Raw genomic sequence first — 16,177 nt, forward strand, 5'->3', positions numbered from 1 at the left:
CTCCCACCCACCCATTTGCCGGTCGAGAGATTTCACTGGAGGAGCTCGTTCAAGAGCCTTTTTTGCTGCGTGAGCCGGGCAGCTCCACTCGAGAAAAGCTGTTTTCGCTCTGCCGCGAGCATCAAGTCCAGCCACCGCAAATCGGTCTGCAATACCACGGTCTGTTTGAATCGATCCAATCCGTTCGCGCTGGCTACGGTACCATGCTCGCCCCCGAGCTCGCTGTCCGTGAGCTGATTAGCCGCGGCGAAGTGGGACAGGTCACCGTTCCCGGGATCGATATCAAGCGCCCTCTCTATTTGTGCCTGCGCATGGATGCGAGCAGGCAGCGCCCGGTTGTCGCTCGTTTTGTGGAGACAGTACTGGACTTTTCACCGCCCCGCCTCTATCCGCTATAAAGCAACCGGTTTATAAGCGGTGAGAAGCTACCAACCTCTTTCAAAGCTCTGAGTCGTAAAGCCGGCGGCCAAAAAGAAAAAGAGCCCAATCCGAAACGGATGGGCCTTTGTTTTTGCCAGCATGATTCTTTACGGAAACACAATCGTCTTGTTGCCATAAACCAGCACGCGGTCTTCCAGATGCCAGCCCACTGCACGAGCGAGCACGGTGCGCTCCACCTGACGTCCCAGCTGTTTGAGGGTTTCCACATCTTCCTGATGAGTGACTCGCTGTACGTCCTGCTCGATGATCGGACCTGCATCCAGCTCTTCGGTTACGTAATGAGCTGTGGCTCCGATCAGCTTTACACCGCGGCGATAAGCCTGCTCATAAGGCTTTGCCCCCACAAAGGCAGGCAGGAACGAGTGGTGAATGTTGATGATGCGCATCGCGTAGTCTTCCAAAAAACGCGGCGAGAGGATCTGCATGTAGCGAGCCAGCACGATGAGGTCTGCCCCTTCGGCTGCGGCGATTTGGGCTATTTCTGCTTCCGGCTTGTTCTCTTTGGTAACAGGGATACAGTGGTAAGGGATACCAAAGGACTCTACGGTTTCTCTCATGTCCGGGTGATTGCTGATCACGACCGAGATGTCTGCGTACAGCTCGCCCGAATTCCAGCGCCACAAAAGCTCAAGCAAGCAGTGATCTTCCTTGGATACAAAGATCGCTACCTTTTTGCGCTTGCTTGCCTGCACCAAGGAAAATTCCATCTCGAAGTTTTTTGCAATCGGACTAAATGCAGCCTTGATCACCTCGCAGCGCTCTTCCAGGTTGCTCAGCTCAAATTCAATCCGCATGAAAAAGCGGCCGGATTCCGGATCGGTTGTGTATTGGTCTGACTGTACGATGTTTGCCCCCTGCTGGAACAGGAAATGGGAAATCGCCGCTACGATTCCGGGTCTGTCCGGGCATGATATGAGCATGCGTGCACGATTCTTGTATTTCTCCGTATACGCCTGCCATTCTCTCTCTGATAAACGTTGCATGATATACTCTCTCCTCCATGATGAACAGCAAAAAGTTGTTTGCAATTATACCATTCCCCGCCAGCTTTTCCATAGCCAAAATGGGTCCATCATGATTCACTTATCAATAAAATTTTTATTCACGGCAAAACTATGGTTCCCGATAACCGATTCCGTTCATCAAAATATCGACAGTGAAATCAATCTGCTCCTCGTCGCTATGCTTCTGGAAATCGTCTTTGTCCAGCACTTGGCGAAACAGGATCAACCCAAGCATCGAGGACAACAGCGCACGAAAAACGACTTCAGATGGCAGTGGGCGCAGTTCCTTTGCTATGATTTTGGCTTCAATCAGCTTTTGCACCGTGTCTTTTATTTCCGAAAAAACAGTCGCGATCAACGCTTCCCGGATCTCGTCGTGAAAAAAAGCTTCCTGCAGCAAGATGCGAATCGTTCTTTCGTTGCTCACGATCAAATCCAGACGGTTGCTGTACAGCTCCTGGGCGATTTGCGCAAATGGCTTCTTCGCCTGCTCGCGAAAGATTTCCCGCACGTCCTTTAAAATAAACGGCCCTGCGAATTTGACCAGCACGGGGGCCACGACTGCAAGTAAAATATCCTTCTTGGATTTGTAATGCCGAAAGATCGTGCCCTCTGCTACTCCGGCTTCCTTCGCGATTTCCGCCGTAGAGCTGGCATGGAATCCTTTTTCGGCAAACAGCTTGATCGACGCGCGCAGAATGCTTCTCTGCTTTTCCGTCATCTCGCTCTCATCTTTTAATTCCTCTACGAATTGCAACAGGCCCTCTTCCAAGGATGGCTTGTTCATCTTTTTCCATACGCTCCTCTATTCAATCTTTTTGCGGAAACGAAGCATGGACACCGTCAAGATCAGGAGAAAAAAGATCCCCATCCCCAGCGCGTCCTTCCAAAGCGCCGTCAAATCCACCGCTTTTAAAAAGATTCCCCGCAAAATCTCTAAAAAATAGGTCAACGGGACAAGACCACCCAACCATTGTATCACGAGCGGCATGGATTCGCGCGGGAACATGAAGCCTGATAACAGCACGCTCGGCAGGATGAAGGCAAAGGCGATCTGCATCGCTTGCAGCTGCGTTTTGGCAATCGTCGAAATAAAAATCCCGAGTGTCAGCGTCGTGAGAAGGAACAAAATCGAAAGGCTGACCAAAAGCGAGATGCTACCTTTGACCGGTACGCCAAACCAGTACGTCCCTACCAAAAGCACGAGGCAAAACGAAAAGAGACCAATCCCGACGTAGGGCGTAATTTTCCCAAGCATCAGCTCGAGCGGGCGGATCGGGGTGACGATCAGCTGCTCCATCGTCCCGCGTTCCTTTTCACGCACGAGGGAAAAGGCGGTCAGGATCATCGTCACGTTCTGCATGATGAGGCCAATCAGTCCGGGGATGTTAAAGACGATGCTCTCCATATTCGGATTGAACAAGACCCGTGAATCCAGTGTCAGCGGCGGCTCCAGCTCGCTCATGCCCTGCTTTTGCATACGTGACTCCTGCATAGTAACCGAGCGATTTTGCACGATCAGCTGGGCATTGGAGGTAGCCGTACGAGCGATGTTTGGATCGGAGCCATCGATGAGCATCTGGATGTTGGCTGGTTCGTTTCGATCCCGTTTACGTGCATAGTCAGGAGGAATCACCAGGGCGACACTGGCACTGCCGTCGTCGAGCATCGACTCGATCGCTCGGTAGCCACTCGCATGGGCAGATACTTCAAACACGCGTGTATTCGTGAACTGATCGATCAGCTCGCGGCTGTAGGCTGTCGCGCTTTGATCCCACACCACCATCTTGATATCGTTTACGTCCGTATTGACAGCATAGCCAAACAAAAACAGCATCATGAGCGGCATCACCAAAGCGATCCCTAGGCTCGGGCGGTCCCGCTTGATCTGGATGACTTCCTTTTTCACCACCGACCAGTAGCGTCCAAAGACAAAGCGCTTCATCGCCCTCCCTCCCCTGCGCGAGCCTGTGCAAGCCGGGCTTCCTCCTGCTTGACCAAATCGATAAAGACGTCCTCCAGGTTGTTTGCATCCATCCTCTCAATCAGCTCCTGTGGGGTACCTTGGGCCAGCAGGTTGCCGAAAAAGATAAAGCCGATCCAGTCACACGTCTGCGCCTCGTCCATGTAGTGCGTGGTGACCAGCACGGTAATGCCTTGCCGAGCCAGCTCGTGGATCACGTCCCAAAAGATTCGCCGGGATACGGGATCAACCCCCGCAGTCGGCTCATCCAGAATCAATAGCTCGGGCCTGTGCAGGAGGGCGCAGGAGAGAGCCAGCCTTTGCTTCCAGCCCCCAGACAAGGAGCCTGCGATCTGCTTTTCCCGGCCAGTCAGTCCGGCCATCTCGATGAGCTCTGCCTTGCGCTGCTTGCGCTCTGCTGCATTCAACTGATAGACACCTGCGTAAAAATCGAGATTTTCCTCGACAGTCAAATCCTCATAGAGGCTGAACTTCTGTGACATGTAGCCGATCCGCTGCTTGATCTCCTCACTCTGCGTCATGACATCCAATCCAAGCACCGTGCCGCTTCCAGAGGTAGGCACCAAAAGCCCGCACAGCATGCGAATCGTCGTCGACTTGCCTGAGCCGTTTGGACCTAGGAAGCCGTAGATGGAACCTTTTGGCACACTCAACGTCAGACTGTTCACAGCGACGCGATCACCAAAGCGCTTCGTCAGCTCGTTGCAGGAAATAGCGGCATTCATCATTTTCCCTCCTCCGACGCTCCCGACAAGATCACATCGGCAGGCATGCCTGGCTTCAATTTGTCCAGCCCTTCCGTGATCTGAATCGTGACGGCAAAGACGAGCTTTGTACGCTCATCAGGGGTTTGCACATTTTTGGGGGTAAACTCAGCCTTCTCGGAAATCAGCGTGACCTTCCCCGCAAAGGTCTCACCGGGATAGGCATCGACCCCAATCCCCACGTTTTGTCCTTGCTGCACGAGGTTGAGCTGCGCTTCCGGGATGTATACCTTGAGCTTGAGCTGGTCGGCTTTCATCAGCGTGAACAGGTTTGCATCCGTTTTGGCAACCTCGCCTTGCACAATCGAGGAGCGCAGCAGTATCCCATCTGCAGGAGCGGTAATCCGTGTCTTTTCCAGCAGAAGAGCCGCCTGGTCCAGCTTGGCCTGCGCCTGCTGCTGGGCGGCCAACAGCGCACGTATGGTGTAATCCGTACTGCCCTCTTTGAGCAGATCCAAATCCGCTACAGCCCCCGCCTGCTGTGCTTGTGCTGTTCCCGTCTGCGCGTTGGCGGCTGCAGCTTCACCTTGTGCGGACGCATATTGCGCCTGTGCTGCTGCGACCTGTGCCTCGAACTGGTCTACCTGTGTCTGCGCCTGACTGACGGCCTCCTGCTGGGCCTCCAAGTCCTTTTGGGAAACCGCCCCCTGCTTGAAGAGCGCCCTGGTCTCCGCTAGCCGATTCTGTTGGTAGGAAAGCGTGTGCTTGGCGCCTGCCAGCTGCGACTGTGCCTGTGCCTGCTGCTCCTTTGCTCTGCGTATCCCTGCTTCTGCCTGTTTTTGGCGCGCCTGCGCAGTCCTGATGTTCGCATCCGCCTGTTGAACAGCTGCCACTCCTTTTTGAATCGACGAATCCCGGCTGCCCGCTTTCGCTTCCTCCAGACGTGCCGTTGCTTGTTCGAGCGCTGCCTTCGCCTCGGAGACACTGATCTGGTAGCTTCGCTCATCGATCACGGCCAGCTCCTGTCCTGCTTTGACACGTGTTCCCTCCTCTACCTTTACTTCTGTTACCAGCCCGCCTACTTCCGCTACGATTGGCCATTCATCCGCTTCGATCGTGCCGGATAGAGCAGCCTTTTCCTGAGAAAATCCTGTACATCCTGAAAGTGCAAGTGTGAATACCAGCCCTGCCGTTAGCAGGTAAGGATGAATCCGTCTCATACGATCACCTCTGCTCTTCAATAGTGAGTAGTCACTCATTTAGCGCGAGTGAAAATAGACCGGTCTCCTTTTGGATTGGACAACTGGTCTCATTGAATAATGGTTAGGTCAACTCGATGCGAGTGATTACTCACTTTTTTATTTTGATTATATGCTTCCCATCGCGTTTTCGTAAACCATTTTATTCAGTGACAGATCTCGTCAGCTCAGCCCCGTATCATTTCCCCTTGTGGATGCTTCTTGCTGGAGAGCTGCTCGCTGTAAATCCAAGGGAATATCGCCTGGAGGTATCGTCATGGGCCCCGTGGCAGATCTCACCTCTTATTCCACGATGTATACACTTTGCGCGATCCTCGGTGCAGCGGTGATACTGGTTGCCTACGACCGGCGTTCGCTGACCACCGAGGAAAATGTGTCCTAAACAGGAAGAGCTCTCTCGCCATGAGAGAGCTCCTCGCCTTTTCCGTAACCCCTATTTCAAAACAGCCTCCACGTCCCGCGCGATATACGTCCCAATCTGCTCTCCCTGGCAAATTCTTGCCATCGCACCAGGCTGATCGAAATTGAACACATGCAAAGGCAAACCGTGATCGCGTGCCAAAATCATGGCTGACTGATCCATGACCTTCAAGTCCTTGCGAATAACCTCGTCACAGGAAAGGGCCTGGTACTGCTTCGCTTCTGCATCCTTTCGCGGATCTGCCGTAAAAACACCGTCCACGCCATGCTTGGCGACTAAGATAGCATCTGCTTCGACCTCCAGCGCTCGCTGGACAGCTGGATAATCTGTGGTCACGTACGGCTGACCATTGCCCCCCGCAAAGATCACCACGTAGCCCTTTTCCAGATGGTGTACTGCGCGCAGACGAATGTACGGCTCGGCTACGGCATTGATCGGAACGGCCGTCATGACACGGACTTCCCGGTTCACTCTCGCCTTGAGCACACCGCGGAGCATCAAACTATTGATGACTGTCGCGAGCGTACCGATGTTATCTGCTTCAACGCGCTCGATTCCCCACTGATCCGCCATATTCCCACGGAAAATGTTGCCCCCTCCGATGACGATGGCGACCTCTACTCCCATGTCCAGAAGAGCCAAAATCTCCCCTGCAATGTTCTCCAGCTGCTCAGGATCAAAGCCAAAGCCGTTGTCGCCCGCTACAGCCCCTCCGCTCAATTTCACCAAGACTCGCTTGTAACGCATGCTGCTCCCCCCTCCTGTGATGGTCCATTCTTGCTATACGAAAAAAAGAACGAAAGCAAATGTCGCTCTCGTTCTTTCAGCAAAAGGTATCGGGCTGGCTAATCCATGTGATCATTGTCATAACCTGCCCCTCCCTTTTTTAAGAATCCCCAAACTCTTCATCATTTTAAGCAAAGAAATTCGGAAAGTCAAAAGCATCCCGATCGCCAGCCAAAATTTTCTGCAACAGCTCATCTGCTGTCTCGCAAGCAAAGCGATGCTCCGACTTGCTGATGATTCCTTTTTCCATCGCCTCATCCAGTTCGTCCTGATCGAGCAAGTGCACGCTGCCATCCGGTAATACTACAATATCCAAATAAAGATCGTCGTACCACAAATGACCATTCTGATCCTTGCCATGTGCCTTGCAAATATCTATGTACCACTGCACCACGTTTCCCAATTCGTCCAGCATCTTGGTCACAGCATACGCCTTTCCATGAGGAAAATACTGCAGGTACACATAGCCTCTATCCCCGACACATAGACGTTTTGCTCCTACCCACATATAGGCAGGATCAGTGACCTCCTCCAGTGTCAAGCGAACGGCATAGCCGGTAAAGGATAGCGCTTCTACCCATTTCTCCTGGTAACCTAGACGTCTGACTCGTCTCCAGCCTGGACGATCTGCTCGTTTTCGCTTCATGGCCCGTTCTCCTCATCATTTTCCTTCTCTTCACTCTACCACGAAATGGATCTTTTTGGCAGATACGAAGAAGGCATGCTCCTGTAGACACATGCCTTCCTTACATCTTCATCGATTTTTGGTGGCTTCCTTATGCAAATGACTGTGTCTGCGTCCGTAAAGAAAATAAACGAAAAAGCCAACGACAAGCCAGCCGATAAATCCGAGCTTCGTTATCAGCGGCAAGCTATAAACCAAATACCCGCAAAATATCACGGCCAAAATCGGAACCACGGGGACGAGCGGGACACGGAAAGAGCGCCGCAAATCCGGATTGGTATTGCGCAGGACAACCACCCCGATGGACACGAGAATAAAGGCGAATAGCGTCCCGATATTCGTCAGCTCTGCCAGCTTATTTAGCGGGAGCAGGCCGCTGAAAATCGCGACCAGTATGCCGACAATCAAGGTGCTTTTGCGGGGAACCTGTGTCTGTTCATGCACTTGTGAGAACACCTCTGGCAAGAGGCCATCCCGGCTCATCGCAAAGAACAGCCGTGCTTGTCCGTACATCATCACGAGCAGCACCGTAGTGATCCCGACGATTGCTCCCAGCGAAATAAAGCCTGCCACCCAATCCTGCTGAACGTAAGACAGGGCAAATGCCACCGGATTTTTGACGTTCAGCATCTCGTAGGGGACGATTCCTGTCAGCGTCAGGGAAACCGCGATGTAGAGAACCGTGCAAATCAATAGCGATGCAATAATCCCGATCGGCATATCTCGCTGGGGATTGCGGACTTCTTCTGCCGCAGTCGATACAGCATCAAAACCAATAAAGGCAAAAAACACGGTAGCCGCTCCTGTTGCTACCCCGGAAAAGCCAAACGGCATAAACGGACTCCAGTTCTCAGGTTTGACATAGCCAATCCCGACAGCCAGAAACAGCAGGATGACGACCACCTTGATGATGACCATGAGGGAGTTAAATCGGGCGGATTCCCGCGTTCCTTTCATCAGCAGCATGGCTATGACAAAAATGATGACCACCGCCGGCAAGTCGATGACGGTTCCTTTGGAGGCATCAAACGCGCTGGTAATCGAGGTCGGCAAATGAATGCCAAAACCAGTCAAAAGCCCTTGTGCATACCCGGACCATCCGCTGGCTACCGCCGCTGCCGCCACGCCATACTCCAAAATCAGGTCCCAGCCAATCATCCAGGCTACCAGCTCTCCAAAAGCCGTGTAGCTATATGTGTACGCACTGCCGGATACAGGTACAGTAGAGGCGAACTCTGCATAGCACAAGGCCGCAAAGACACAAGCGAGGGCAGAGAGGACAAAAGAGAGCACCAGAGCAGGTCCTGCATGCTCGGCCGCAGCCACACCGGTCAAAACAAAAATGCCCGTCCCGACAATCGCTCCAATCCCCAGCATCGTCAAATCAAAGGCGCTGAGCGATTTTTTCAAGGCGCCTTCTTTGCTCACTGACTGTTCCAGCAGCGTCTCGGCCTTTTTTTTCCGCAATAATTGCTGACTCAATGACATCGTAGAGTACCCCCAATAATGGCCGCGCTTGCCTATTTTTCCAAGAAGAAAAACAGTTGAAGTTTGAGCCGAATCAGGGGAATTTATGCATCCTTACACGCGAATCGCAAAACCACCGGCGAGCAGGTACAAATAGCTGTCGATTTCCTGCTCTGTCCTTGTGATTTGTCGAATCGCTCTGACATAGAGCTTGAGCTGGCCCTCGTACCTTTTCGTGAGCTCCTCGATAACGGCAGGGGACGGTTCTTTGGCGATCCAGTCTGTCTTGAAGTCGATGAGGATCAATCGACCATCATGGTCCTCCAGCAAGCAGTCGATAACGCCTTGGACAATCACCTGCTCCTGCGTGTGCTCTCCCAGCTCGGGCTCCACTTCATTGGCCGGGATCGTCATCGTGAACGGCAACTCGCGATAGACTACTTTTGCCTGCTTCATCATCTGTCCCAGCGGATCGGCAAAGAAGCGTGCAATCTGGCCCACATCCACCGCTCCCAGCTGTTCCTCGGTCAAGAAACGCCTTGCAGCCAGATCAGCCAGCTGCTCCCTGATATCTGCCTCATCGAGTGGACGTCTCAGATCAAGATGCTGCATGAGCAAGTGCGTGATCGTTCCTTTTTCAGCGCCACTCAATCGATGCGACTTTTGTTCCGACAAAAACTTCGGCTTTTCCGTGATCGATGGCAGGACGATCGGAGTACCACTCTTTCCTGTTCGTGCGTGTCGCTTCAGCTCACTGACACTCCACTTCGCTGCGACACGGGAAGCTACCGGATGAGGATCGCTCCAGCTCAGTCTGCGCTCGATCAGCTCTCGCTTGGCGGCGTCAACCGGACGATCAGGAATCTCTTCTCGTCGGCTCATACGCTCCCATAGAGCAGCCGCGTCTTCTGCTGTCTGTGCTTGCTCTCTTAAGTCATCAGCCAAATAAAAGTGAAAGGACCATTCCGATTCGTCCGGGATCGATCGTACCTGAATCCTCTCTCCCGTTCCCCGATCTTCTGGATAAGAACGAAGCGAGTCAGCTGCTGGATGGCGCAAAAGAGCTCTGCCGACCCAATCTAGGTAGCCTTTTGCCTGTATCAGATCCTCGTCGCTAAGCCGCTCTTCGTCCCCTTGTCTTCCCCATTCCGTTATACTTTTCACCAGATCCTTGGAAGAGCCTAGCAAGATCAGCTTTTCACGGGCACGGGTCAACGCCACGTAAAGAACGCGCATTTCTTCCGCGAGCATATCGCGTCGAAGCTGCTGACGAATCCCTAGCGCTGCAAGACTCGGATATCGCAGCTGCAGCTGTGGCTCGAAAGCCATCGGTCCAAAGCCCAGATCCTTGTGCAGCAAAAACTGGCTTTTGAGATCCATCGTATTGAACTGCTTGCCCATCCCAGCAACGAATACGACAGGGAACTCCAGCCCTTTACTTTTATGGATCGTCATGATGCGCACGACATCTTCATTTTCTCCGATCGTCCGCGCTTCTCCCAGATCATTGCCCGCTTCCTGCATCCGATCGACAAAGCGCAGGAAACGGAACAGTCCTCTGTAGGAGCCTGCTTCGTACTGACGGGCACGATCGTACAAGGCACGCAGGTTGGCCGCACGCTGCTGGCCATTTTCCAGGGCAGCCACGTAATCCAGATAGCCTGTCTCCCGATACAGGACAGACAGAAGCTCTGATAGTGCACCGCGCCGCGCCTGCGTCCGCCAATGCTTCAGTCGCGTAAAGAAGTAACGCAGCCTTTTTTCCCAGCCCTCATCTGCCGCTTGTTCATCTGCGTACTGGACGACAGCCTGGTAGAAGGAACCCGTCGTATAGCGAATCCGAATCTGCGCGAGATTTTCCTCTTTTAAGCCAACGATGGGAGATCGAAGGACCGCCGCCAACGGAATATCCTGAAGGGGATTGTCGATCACTCGCAGCAAAGAGAGCATCGTTTCGACCTCTGTTGCAGCAAAATAACCCGCGGTCTGTTCGGCGTAGACGGGAATTCCCGCCTCACGCAGCTCCTCCTGCATCGTTTCTCCCCAGCCGGAGGTGGCACGCAGGAGAATCACAATATCCCGGTACGCAAGCGGCCGAAGCCCCCCTGCCTTCTTATCAAAAACGAGCAGCGGCGCCTCACCCTCTCCAGGCTCCATCCAACTCCGTATCCGTTTTGCGATCAGGCGTGCTTCCAGCTGGGCTACACTCGCCTCTTCTGCATTTTCTATGGCGTTATCCGGGATGCTGGCTCCTTCAGACTCCTCGCTTCCCTCTGATATAGATGCAGCCTCTGGTTCTGTCTGATCGCTTTTCCTGTCGATGAGAAGAACTTCTGCCTGCAGCCGCCCTTCCTCCACATCTGGATAGCTCGCCCGATTGATCAGCTCTGCGGACAGATCGTAATCAATCTCCCCGACTCCCGGCGACATGATCTGGCGGAACAGGAAATTGACGGTATCCACCACTTCTCGTCTGCTTCGGAAGTTGGCAGCCAGGTCGATTCGCAAACCGATGGGCTCTTCATCACCAGCCAGCTCGGAAGATTCGCCGTCCTTTTGATAGGTCAGATATTTTTCCAAGAAAAGCTTTGGCTCTGCCAGCCGGAATCGGTAAATACTCTGCTTCACGTCTCCTACCATAAAACGGTTGGCTGTACCATTGGTCTCCACATCGCGGGATACCATCTGCAGCAAGGTCTCCTGCACCAGGTTAATATCCTGATATTCGTCAACGAGGACCTCGGCAAATTGCTCGCGCAGCTGCAAGGAGACCTGCGACGGTGCGATAGTGCCGTCCTCCTGCTTCTCCGTGAGCACGCGCAAGGCCAGATGCTCGAGATCGCCAAAGTCCACAATAGACCGTGAACGCTTCTCCAGCTGGAATGCATCAGCAAATGCCGTCACCAGGCGGGCAAGCGTATTCATATGGGGTGCGATGGCATGCAAATCCGCTATATACTGATCGGCTGTCATGGAGAAGTACTGCTCCTCCAAATCGCCCAAAGACTTCTTCACACTATTGCGCAGATCTTGCACCTGTTCTTTGACTTCTTTGCTCGAATCAGCGGCCTTCACTGGCGGCAATTTGGCAAAGGTGACGAGGCTGACTGCCTGCCGCGCTGCTTCCCAGCCAGCTCGGCACGCTTCGTGCGCGCGCTTGAGCGCCTCTGCTTCTGCCTCCAGTAACGGCAAGTAAGCGGCAGGACCTTCTGGCGAGGATGCGAGCGCAGCCGCACGCTGCAGCTTGCCGGCTAGCCCTGCAAGCTCGAGCTCCAGCGAACGCAAGACACTCCGCGCCCACATCAGCCCGTCAATTCCCTTCCGTCCTGCCTCCGCGAACATGTCAGCCGCAGACTGCAGCCACTGCGCTGGCTCCGGATGACTGCGCGAAAACTCGTACAGACGCAGAAGAAGATTTGCTAGAATCTGATCATCCTGCCCATCCAGCATGACATCTGCCAGTGCGTGGAAGTCGGCGTCGTCCTCGTACCAGCTCTCCAGCTGCTCTTCGAGGACATCCTGCCGCAGAAGCTCCCCTTCCATCTGATCCGCAATGCGAAAATCCGGATCGAGATCGATCAAATAGTAATACTGCCGCAAAATCCCCAAGCAAAAAGAATGTAAGGTGGTGATCGTCGCACGTTGAAGCAAAGCCAGCTGACGACGCAAATGAGCGGAATGAGGATCTTCCTTCAGTGCCTTGCGCAAGGCGTCGCCGATCCGATGACGCATCTCAGCGGCAGCTGCGTTCGTAAACGTCACGACAAGCAGCTGGTCGACGCCAATCGGCTCTGTCTCATCCATGATGCGGCGGATGATCCGTTCCACTAGTACGGAAGTTTTCCCGGAGCCTGCAGCCGCGGCGACAAGCACGTTGTTCCCACGTTTGATGATCGCCTGCCACTGCTCATCTGTCCATTGCTCCGGCTTTGCCTGTGCCGGCTGTTGTGTCGTCATAGGCTCATCCCCTCCTCTCCTGACAGCTGTTGTTGTTCAAGCATGCTCCACACCTGCTTGTTGTTCCATTTCGTCAATTGACGATGAGAGTTGCCGCCCGTTTCACCATCGAACTGACAGACTGGCTTGTATGCGCAATAGTCACAAGCTGTCATCGTCCCGTTGGAGTATGGGTCGATGTGAATCGCCCCATTGGTCATTCGTGTACTGATTTCCTTCACAGTGTCACGCACATAGGTCGTCAGCGACTGAAATTGTTCTGCTGTCGCAACGGAAGAGCGGGAAGAGAGCGTCCCATCCTTTTTTATCTCAAAAGGCAAAAGCTCTGATGGCCCTTGCTCTACATGAGCGTCCATCATTCGTGCCAGCTCGGGATCAGCCAGCATCAAGCCCTTCATGCGGAGGCGCTTGGCTCGCTCCCGTGCCGCTTCATCGGAAGACAGGAGCCGTTTCGCTGTCACGAACGGATCTGCTACCTGATAGTAGAAGACCCCTCCCATTTCTGCCTGTTTTCCCAGCCATTCCTCTGCATTCGCTACCACGACATCAAGGTAGACCAACAGCTGCAGGTTGAGGCCGTTCCAAACATCCGAGAGCTGAAGCTGCTTGGGACTGGATTTGTAGTCGATGACCCGCAAATACGGCACGTCCCCATCCAACGATTGATCTACCCGGTCTATTCGTCCAATCAATTGCAGGTCTACGCCGTTCTCCAGCTTGAGTCTCAGACCAGGCAGGTCCCCATTCGGTCCGAAAGCAACCTCCAGCCCAACGGGAGCAAATCGGCTGCGCTTGGCATGCTCGCCAAGGACGTAGATCGCCCTGCCTACCGCTCGCTTTAATTTTCCTGACAGGTAGCGATAGCGCGCCGTCCGCGTCAAAATACTGCTGCGAGTAGCGGGAACCAGCTCTTCGACGACGTCGCTCGCCAGCTGCATGCTGTTTGATTCCGTCAGCTTGCCCCATTCCAGACTGTCCTCGTTCATCTTCTCCACCGCCCGTTTCATTGAGGCGTGGAAAAGCTCCCCTACATCGAAGCGCTCCAGCTTGTACAGCATACGCTCGGACAGCCGCAAGCCGTGCGAGGAAAAATGCGAGAAAGGACAGGCTTGGAAACGCTCCAGACGTGAAACGCTCATTTTCAGCTCAGTACCGTACAAGCCAAAGCTTGTCTCCTGTTTCAGCTCGGCAGGCAGGTTCGAGTAACGCAAACCGGACAGCAGCCATTTTTCTCTCGCCTCATCGCGGGAAGAGCGCAAAAACCAATCGTAGACCTCCCACCAGAATACCGGCAGCTCTCCAGTCTTTTTCATGCCGCGCAAAAGCCTCAATAGATGGTGAAACACACGTCGCGGGCTTCCAAGCAAAAAGGCATCTGTCTTTGCTTCTCCTGTCGGCTCGTTATGGAAAAATTGGTGCGAGACCGCTGGCAGCACTTCCTTTACCCGTGAAAAGACCGAGGAAGGCAGGAGAGCCGCTCCTTCATGATCTGCCAACGCACAGCTGAGCATCAGACGCTCAGAAGGCCGCGTCATCGCCTGATAGAGCAAATAAGGCTCTGCCATCAAGCGCTGCTTGGCACTGGGAGCCAGCTCGATCCCCATCTCGGCCAGCCTTTCCCGCTCGGCTTCATCGAGAATGCCTTCTTCTTTTGGTCGCAGCGGTATGACACCCTCATTGACCCCGAGTACAAACAACGCTTTGACGTCCGGCTGTCTCGAGCGCTCCATCGAGCCTATCAGCACCTGGTCCAGTGCAGGTGGCACCAAGCCAAGCTCGATTGTCTCCAGCCCCGTGTCCAGCACGCGTGCGTACGTCGTGACGTCCATGACTTCCTCGCCCATAACCTCCACGATCTGATCCATTAGCTCAATGAGGCCAGTCCACAGCTGACCATGCACCTGTGCCGTATCCAGATCTCCTGATTCTTCCGCATTTCTCTGCCAGCGCTCCAGCTTGCCAGGGACATCGAGCGAAACTAGCAGATTGTACAAGGCCGTCGTCATAGCCCGTACGTTGATCCCCGTCGCCTGCTTCATTTCCTTTTCAAAAGCAAGCAAAGGGGCACTGTACTTGCGTCGCAAAGCATCTGCTGCTGCGTCCTCCTGAGCCCCTGCTGCCCCGCGGAAGTGCCAGTCGGAATCGTCCGCCCACTGCGAGCCGTAGACCCCGTGTGCCAGCACGTAGTTTTCCAATTGATCGACTTCTTTTCGTGTCGCGTTGTCATCCAGAATATCCAGCGCAAACAAATCAGTCTTCAGACAGCGGAAGACTGCATCGTAACGCCATTTGGTCACGATGACCTCGAGTGCGGAACGAACAAGCTCCACCAAAGGATGATGCAGCACCCCTCTCTTTTGGTCCAGAAAGTGCGGAATGCCGTAATCGGTAAAGATCGTGCTGATCTCATCCGCATACGTCCCGATCTCCCGCAAAAGAATGGCCATGTCCTTCCAGCGGTACCCATCCTCCCGGGCAAGCTTCAAGATGTGCAGCGCAACAGCCTCCACCTCAGAACGCCTGTTGGCGGCAGACAAGAGCGCCACCTCGTTATCACGCTTGGGCTCGGGAGCAGCTCCAGGATCTCCCCATTGAAAATAAACCTGCTCGATATGCTGCAGCCAAGGGCTATTTTTAAAGCGAATCAAATCGTTCTGCAGCAGCGGCTGCTCAATCTGAACGCCTGCTTCCCGCGCGATCAGCTCAAGCGCTTGGTAGGTTCGCAAGGTCGGATGAAACAATCCCAGCTCATCCACGGAGGAATGGCGTTCGGAAGGCTCCAGGGTGAGAGCGATCGTTACCTTTTTTGCATGGCGCATCAGCTGTTCGATCACGCGCAGCTCCTGGTTCGTGAAGCCCGTAAATCCGTCGATGTAAATCTCCGCGCTCTTGATGTAGGCAGATTCGGGAATCATGGTGGCTACACGATTCAGGATATCGTCGGCATCGCAATACCCCTCTGCCAAATAGTCCTCGTATGCTGCCATGATCAGCCGAAGATCATGGAGCTTTTGATTTAAATTTGCACTGCCCCACTCCAAATTCTCCGAGTGGGCAAGTGTCACGCCATACGATTTAAACTCGCTGATCAGACGGCCGAGCTGCGAGGCAAAGCCTGGCTGCAAAGCAGAACGGGCGAACATTTGCAGTTCATCCTTGTACCGCTCCAGCAGCATGCGCAATACCATGTGCTTGCCGAGATCGTCTACAGGAACCAGCGTCAAATCACCCAGCTCCTGCAGCAAGCGATGCCCCAGCCTGCCAAAGCTGAGTACCTGTGTACCCATAACCCCATTTAAGCCGGGCAATGTCGCCAAAGCGTATTCTTCTTGAAAGCTGGCTTGCTCAGGAACGAGCAAAATCATCGGCGTTCCCAGCGGATTAGCTGAGAGATGCTCGCGGATCTGCTGGTGAATCGCTGTTGTTTTCCCGGTCCCTGCCCGCCCCAGCACAAATTGAACGGCCATTT

At 53.9% G+C, this 16,177-nt stretch carries 12 protein-coding genes; 2 read left to right on the forward strand and 10 right to left on the reverse strand.

Translation table 11 applies throughout. From position 1 onward, the window contains the following. Positions 1-398 (forward strand): LysR substrate-binding domain-containing protein (locus tag EDM55_RS19210; RefSeq protein WP_259676097.1); only part of this gene is annotated, 398 nt, incomplete at its 5' end. 129 nt (positions 399-527) lie between these two features. On the opposite strand, the gene purU is transcribed toward EDM55_RS19210, so the two are convergent. The 5 genes from purU to EDM55_RS19235 all read right to left on the reverse strand — a co-directional run bounded on the left by purU (position 528) and on the right by EDM55_RS19235 (position 5,353). Next, on the reverse strand, positions 528-1,424 hold the full coding sequence (gene purU, locus EDM55_RS19215; RefSeq protein WP_092273584.1) for a formyltetrahydrofolate deformylase: 897 nt from the start codon (positions 1,422-1,424) through the stop codon (positions 528-530). Positions 1,425-1,554: 130 nt separating this feature from the next. Next, positions 1,555-2,232, reverse strand: a complete 678-nt coding sequence (locus tag EDM55_RS19220) for a TetR/AcrR family transcriptional regulator (protein ID WP_122961112.1) — start codon at positions 2,230-2,232, stop codon at positions 1,555-1,557. Between the two features lie 18 nt (positions 2,233-2,250). Then, positions 2,251-3,390, reverse strand: a complete 1,140-nt coding sequence (locus EDM55_RS19225; RefSeq protein WP_092273589.1) for an ABC transporter permease — start codon at positions 3,388-3,390, stop codon at positions 2,251-2,253. Next, positions 3,387-4,154, reverse strand: coding sequence for an ABC transporter ATP-binding protein (locus EDM55_RS19230; RefSeq protein WP_092273592.1), 768 nt, complete (start codon positions 4,152-4,154; stop codon positions 3,387-3,389). The genes EDM55_RS19225 and EDM55_RS19230 overlap by 4 nt, the downstream gene beginning before the upstream one ends. Next, the gene (locus tag EDM55_RS19235) at positions 4,154-5,353 is read right to left on the reverse strand and encodes an HlyD family secretion protein (protein ID WP_122961113.1); all 1,200 of its coding nucleotides are present in this window, start codon (positions 5,351-5,353) and stop codon (positions 4,154-4,156) included. The genes EDM55_RS19230 and EDM55_RS19235 overlap by 1 nt, the downstream gene beginning before the upstream one ends. A 295-nt stretch (positions 5,354-5,648) precedes the next feature. On the opposite strand from EDM55_RS19235, the gene EDM55_RS31070 reads away from it, so the two are divergent. Further along, positions 5,649-5,774 carry a hypothetical protein gene (locus EDM55_RS31070; RefSeq protein WP_259676098.1) on the forward strand — a complete coding sequence of 42 codons (126 nt, stop codon included), beginning with the start codon at positions 5,649-5,651 and terminating at the stop codon, positions 5,772-5,774. A 51-nt stretch (positions 5,775-5,825) separates the two neighbouring features. Here EDM55_RS31070 and pyrH read toward each other — a convergent pair whose 3' ends face one another. The 5 genes from pyrH to addB form a co-directional block, all read right to left on the reverse strand. Then, a complete protein-coding gene (pyrH, locus tag EDM55_RS19245) occupies positions 5,826-6,560 on the reverse strand; it encodes a UMP kinase (protein WP_122923694.1) in 735 nt (244 codons plus the stop codon). A 166-nt stretch (positions 6,561-6,726) separates the two neighbouring features. Next, positions 6,727-7,245, reverse strand: coding sequence for a ribonuclease FAU-1 family protein (locus tag EDM55_RS19250; RefSeq protein WP_122961114.1), 519 nt, complete (start codon positions 7,243-7,245; stop codon positions 6,727-6,729). 108 nt (positions 7,246-7,353) lie between these two features. After that, complete coding sequence (gene bcaP, locus EDM55_RS19255; protein WP_122961115.1) at positions 7,354-8,772, reverse strand: branched-chain amino acid transporter BcaP; 1,419 nt, start codon at positions 8,770-8,772, stop codon at positions 7,354-7,356. Between the two features lie 93 nt (positions 8,773-8,865). Next, a complete protein-coding gene (gene addA / locus EDM55_RS19260; RefSeq protein ID WP_122961116.1) occupies positions 8,866-12,708 on the reverse strand; it encodes a helicase-exonuclease AddAB subunit AddA in 3,843 nt (1,280 codons plus the stop codon). Next, complete coding sequence (gene addB / locus EDM55_RS19265; RefSeq protein ID WP_122961117.1) at positions 12,705-16,175, reverse strand: helicase-exonuclease AddAB subunit AddB; 3,471 nt, start codon at positions 16,173-16,175, stop codon at positions 12,705-12,707. The genes addA and addB overlap by 4 nt, the downstream gene beginning before the upstream one ends. Positions 16,176-16,177 lie beyond the last annotated feature (2 nt).

Source organism: Brevibacillus centrosporus (genome assembly GCF_003710815.1).
GTDB classification, from domain to species: Bacteria; Bacillota; Bacilli; order Brevibacillales; family Brevibacillaceae; genus Brevibacillus; species Brevibacillus centrosporus.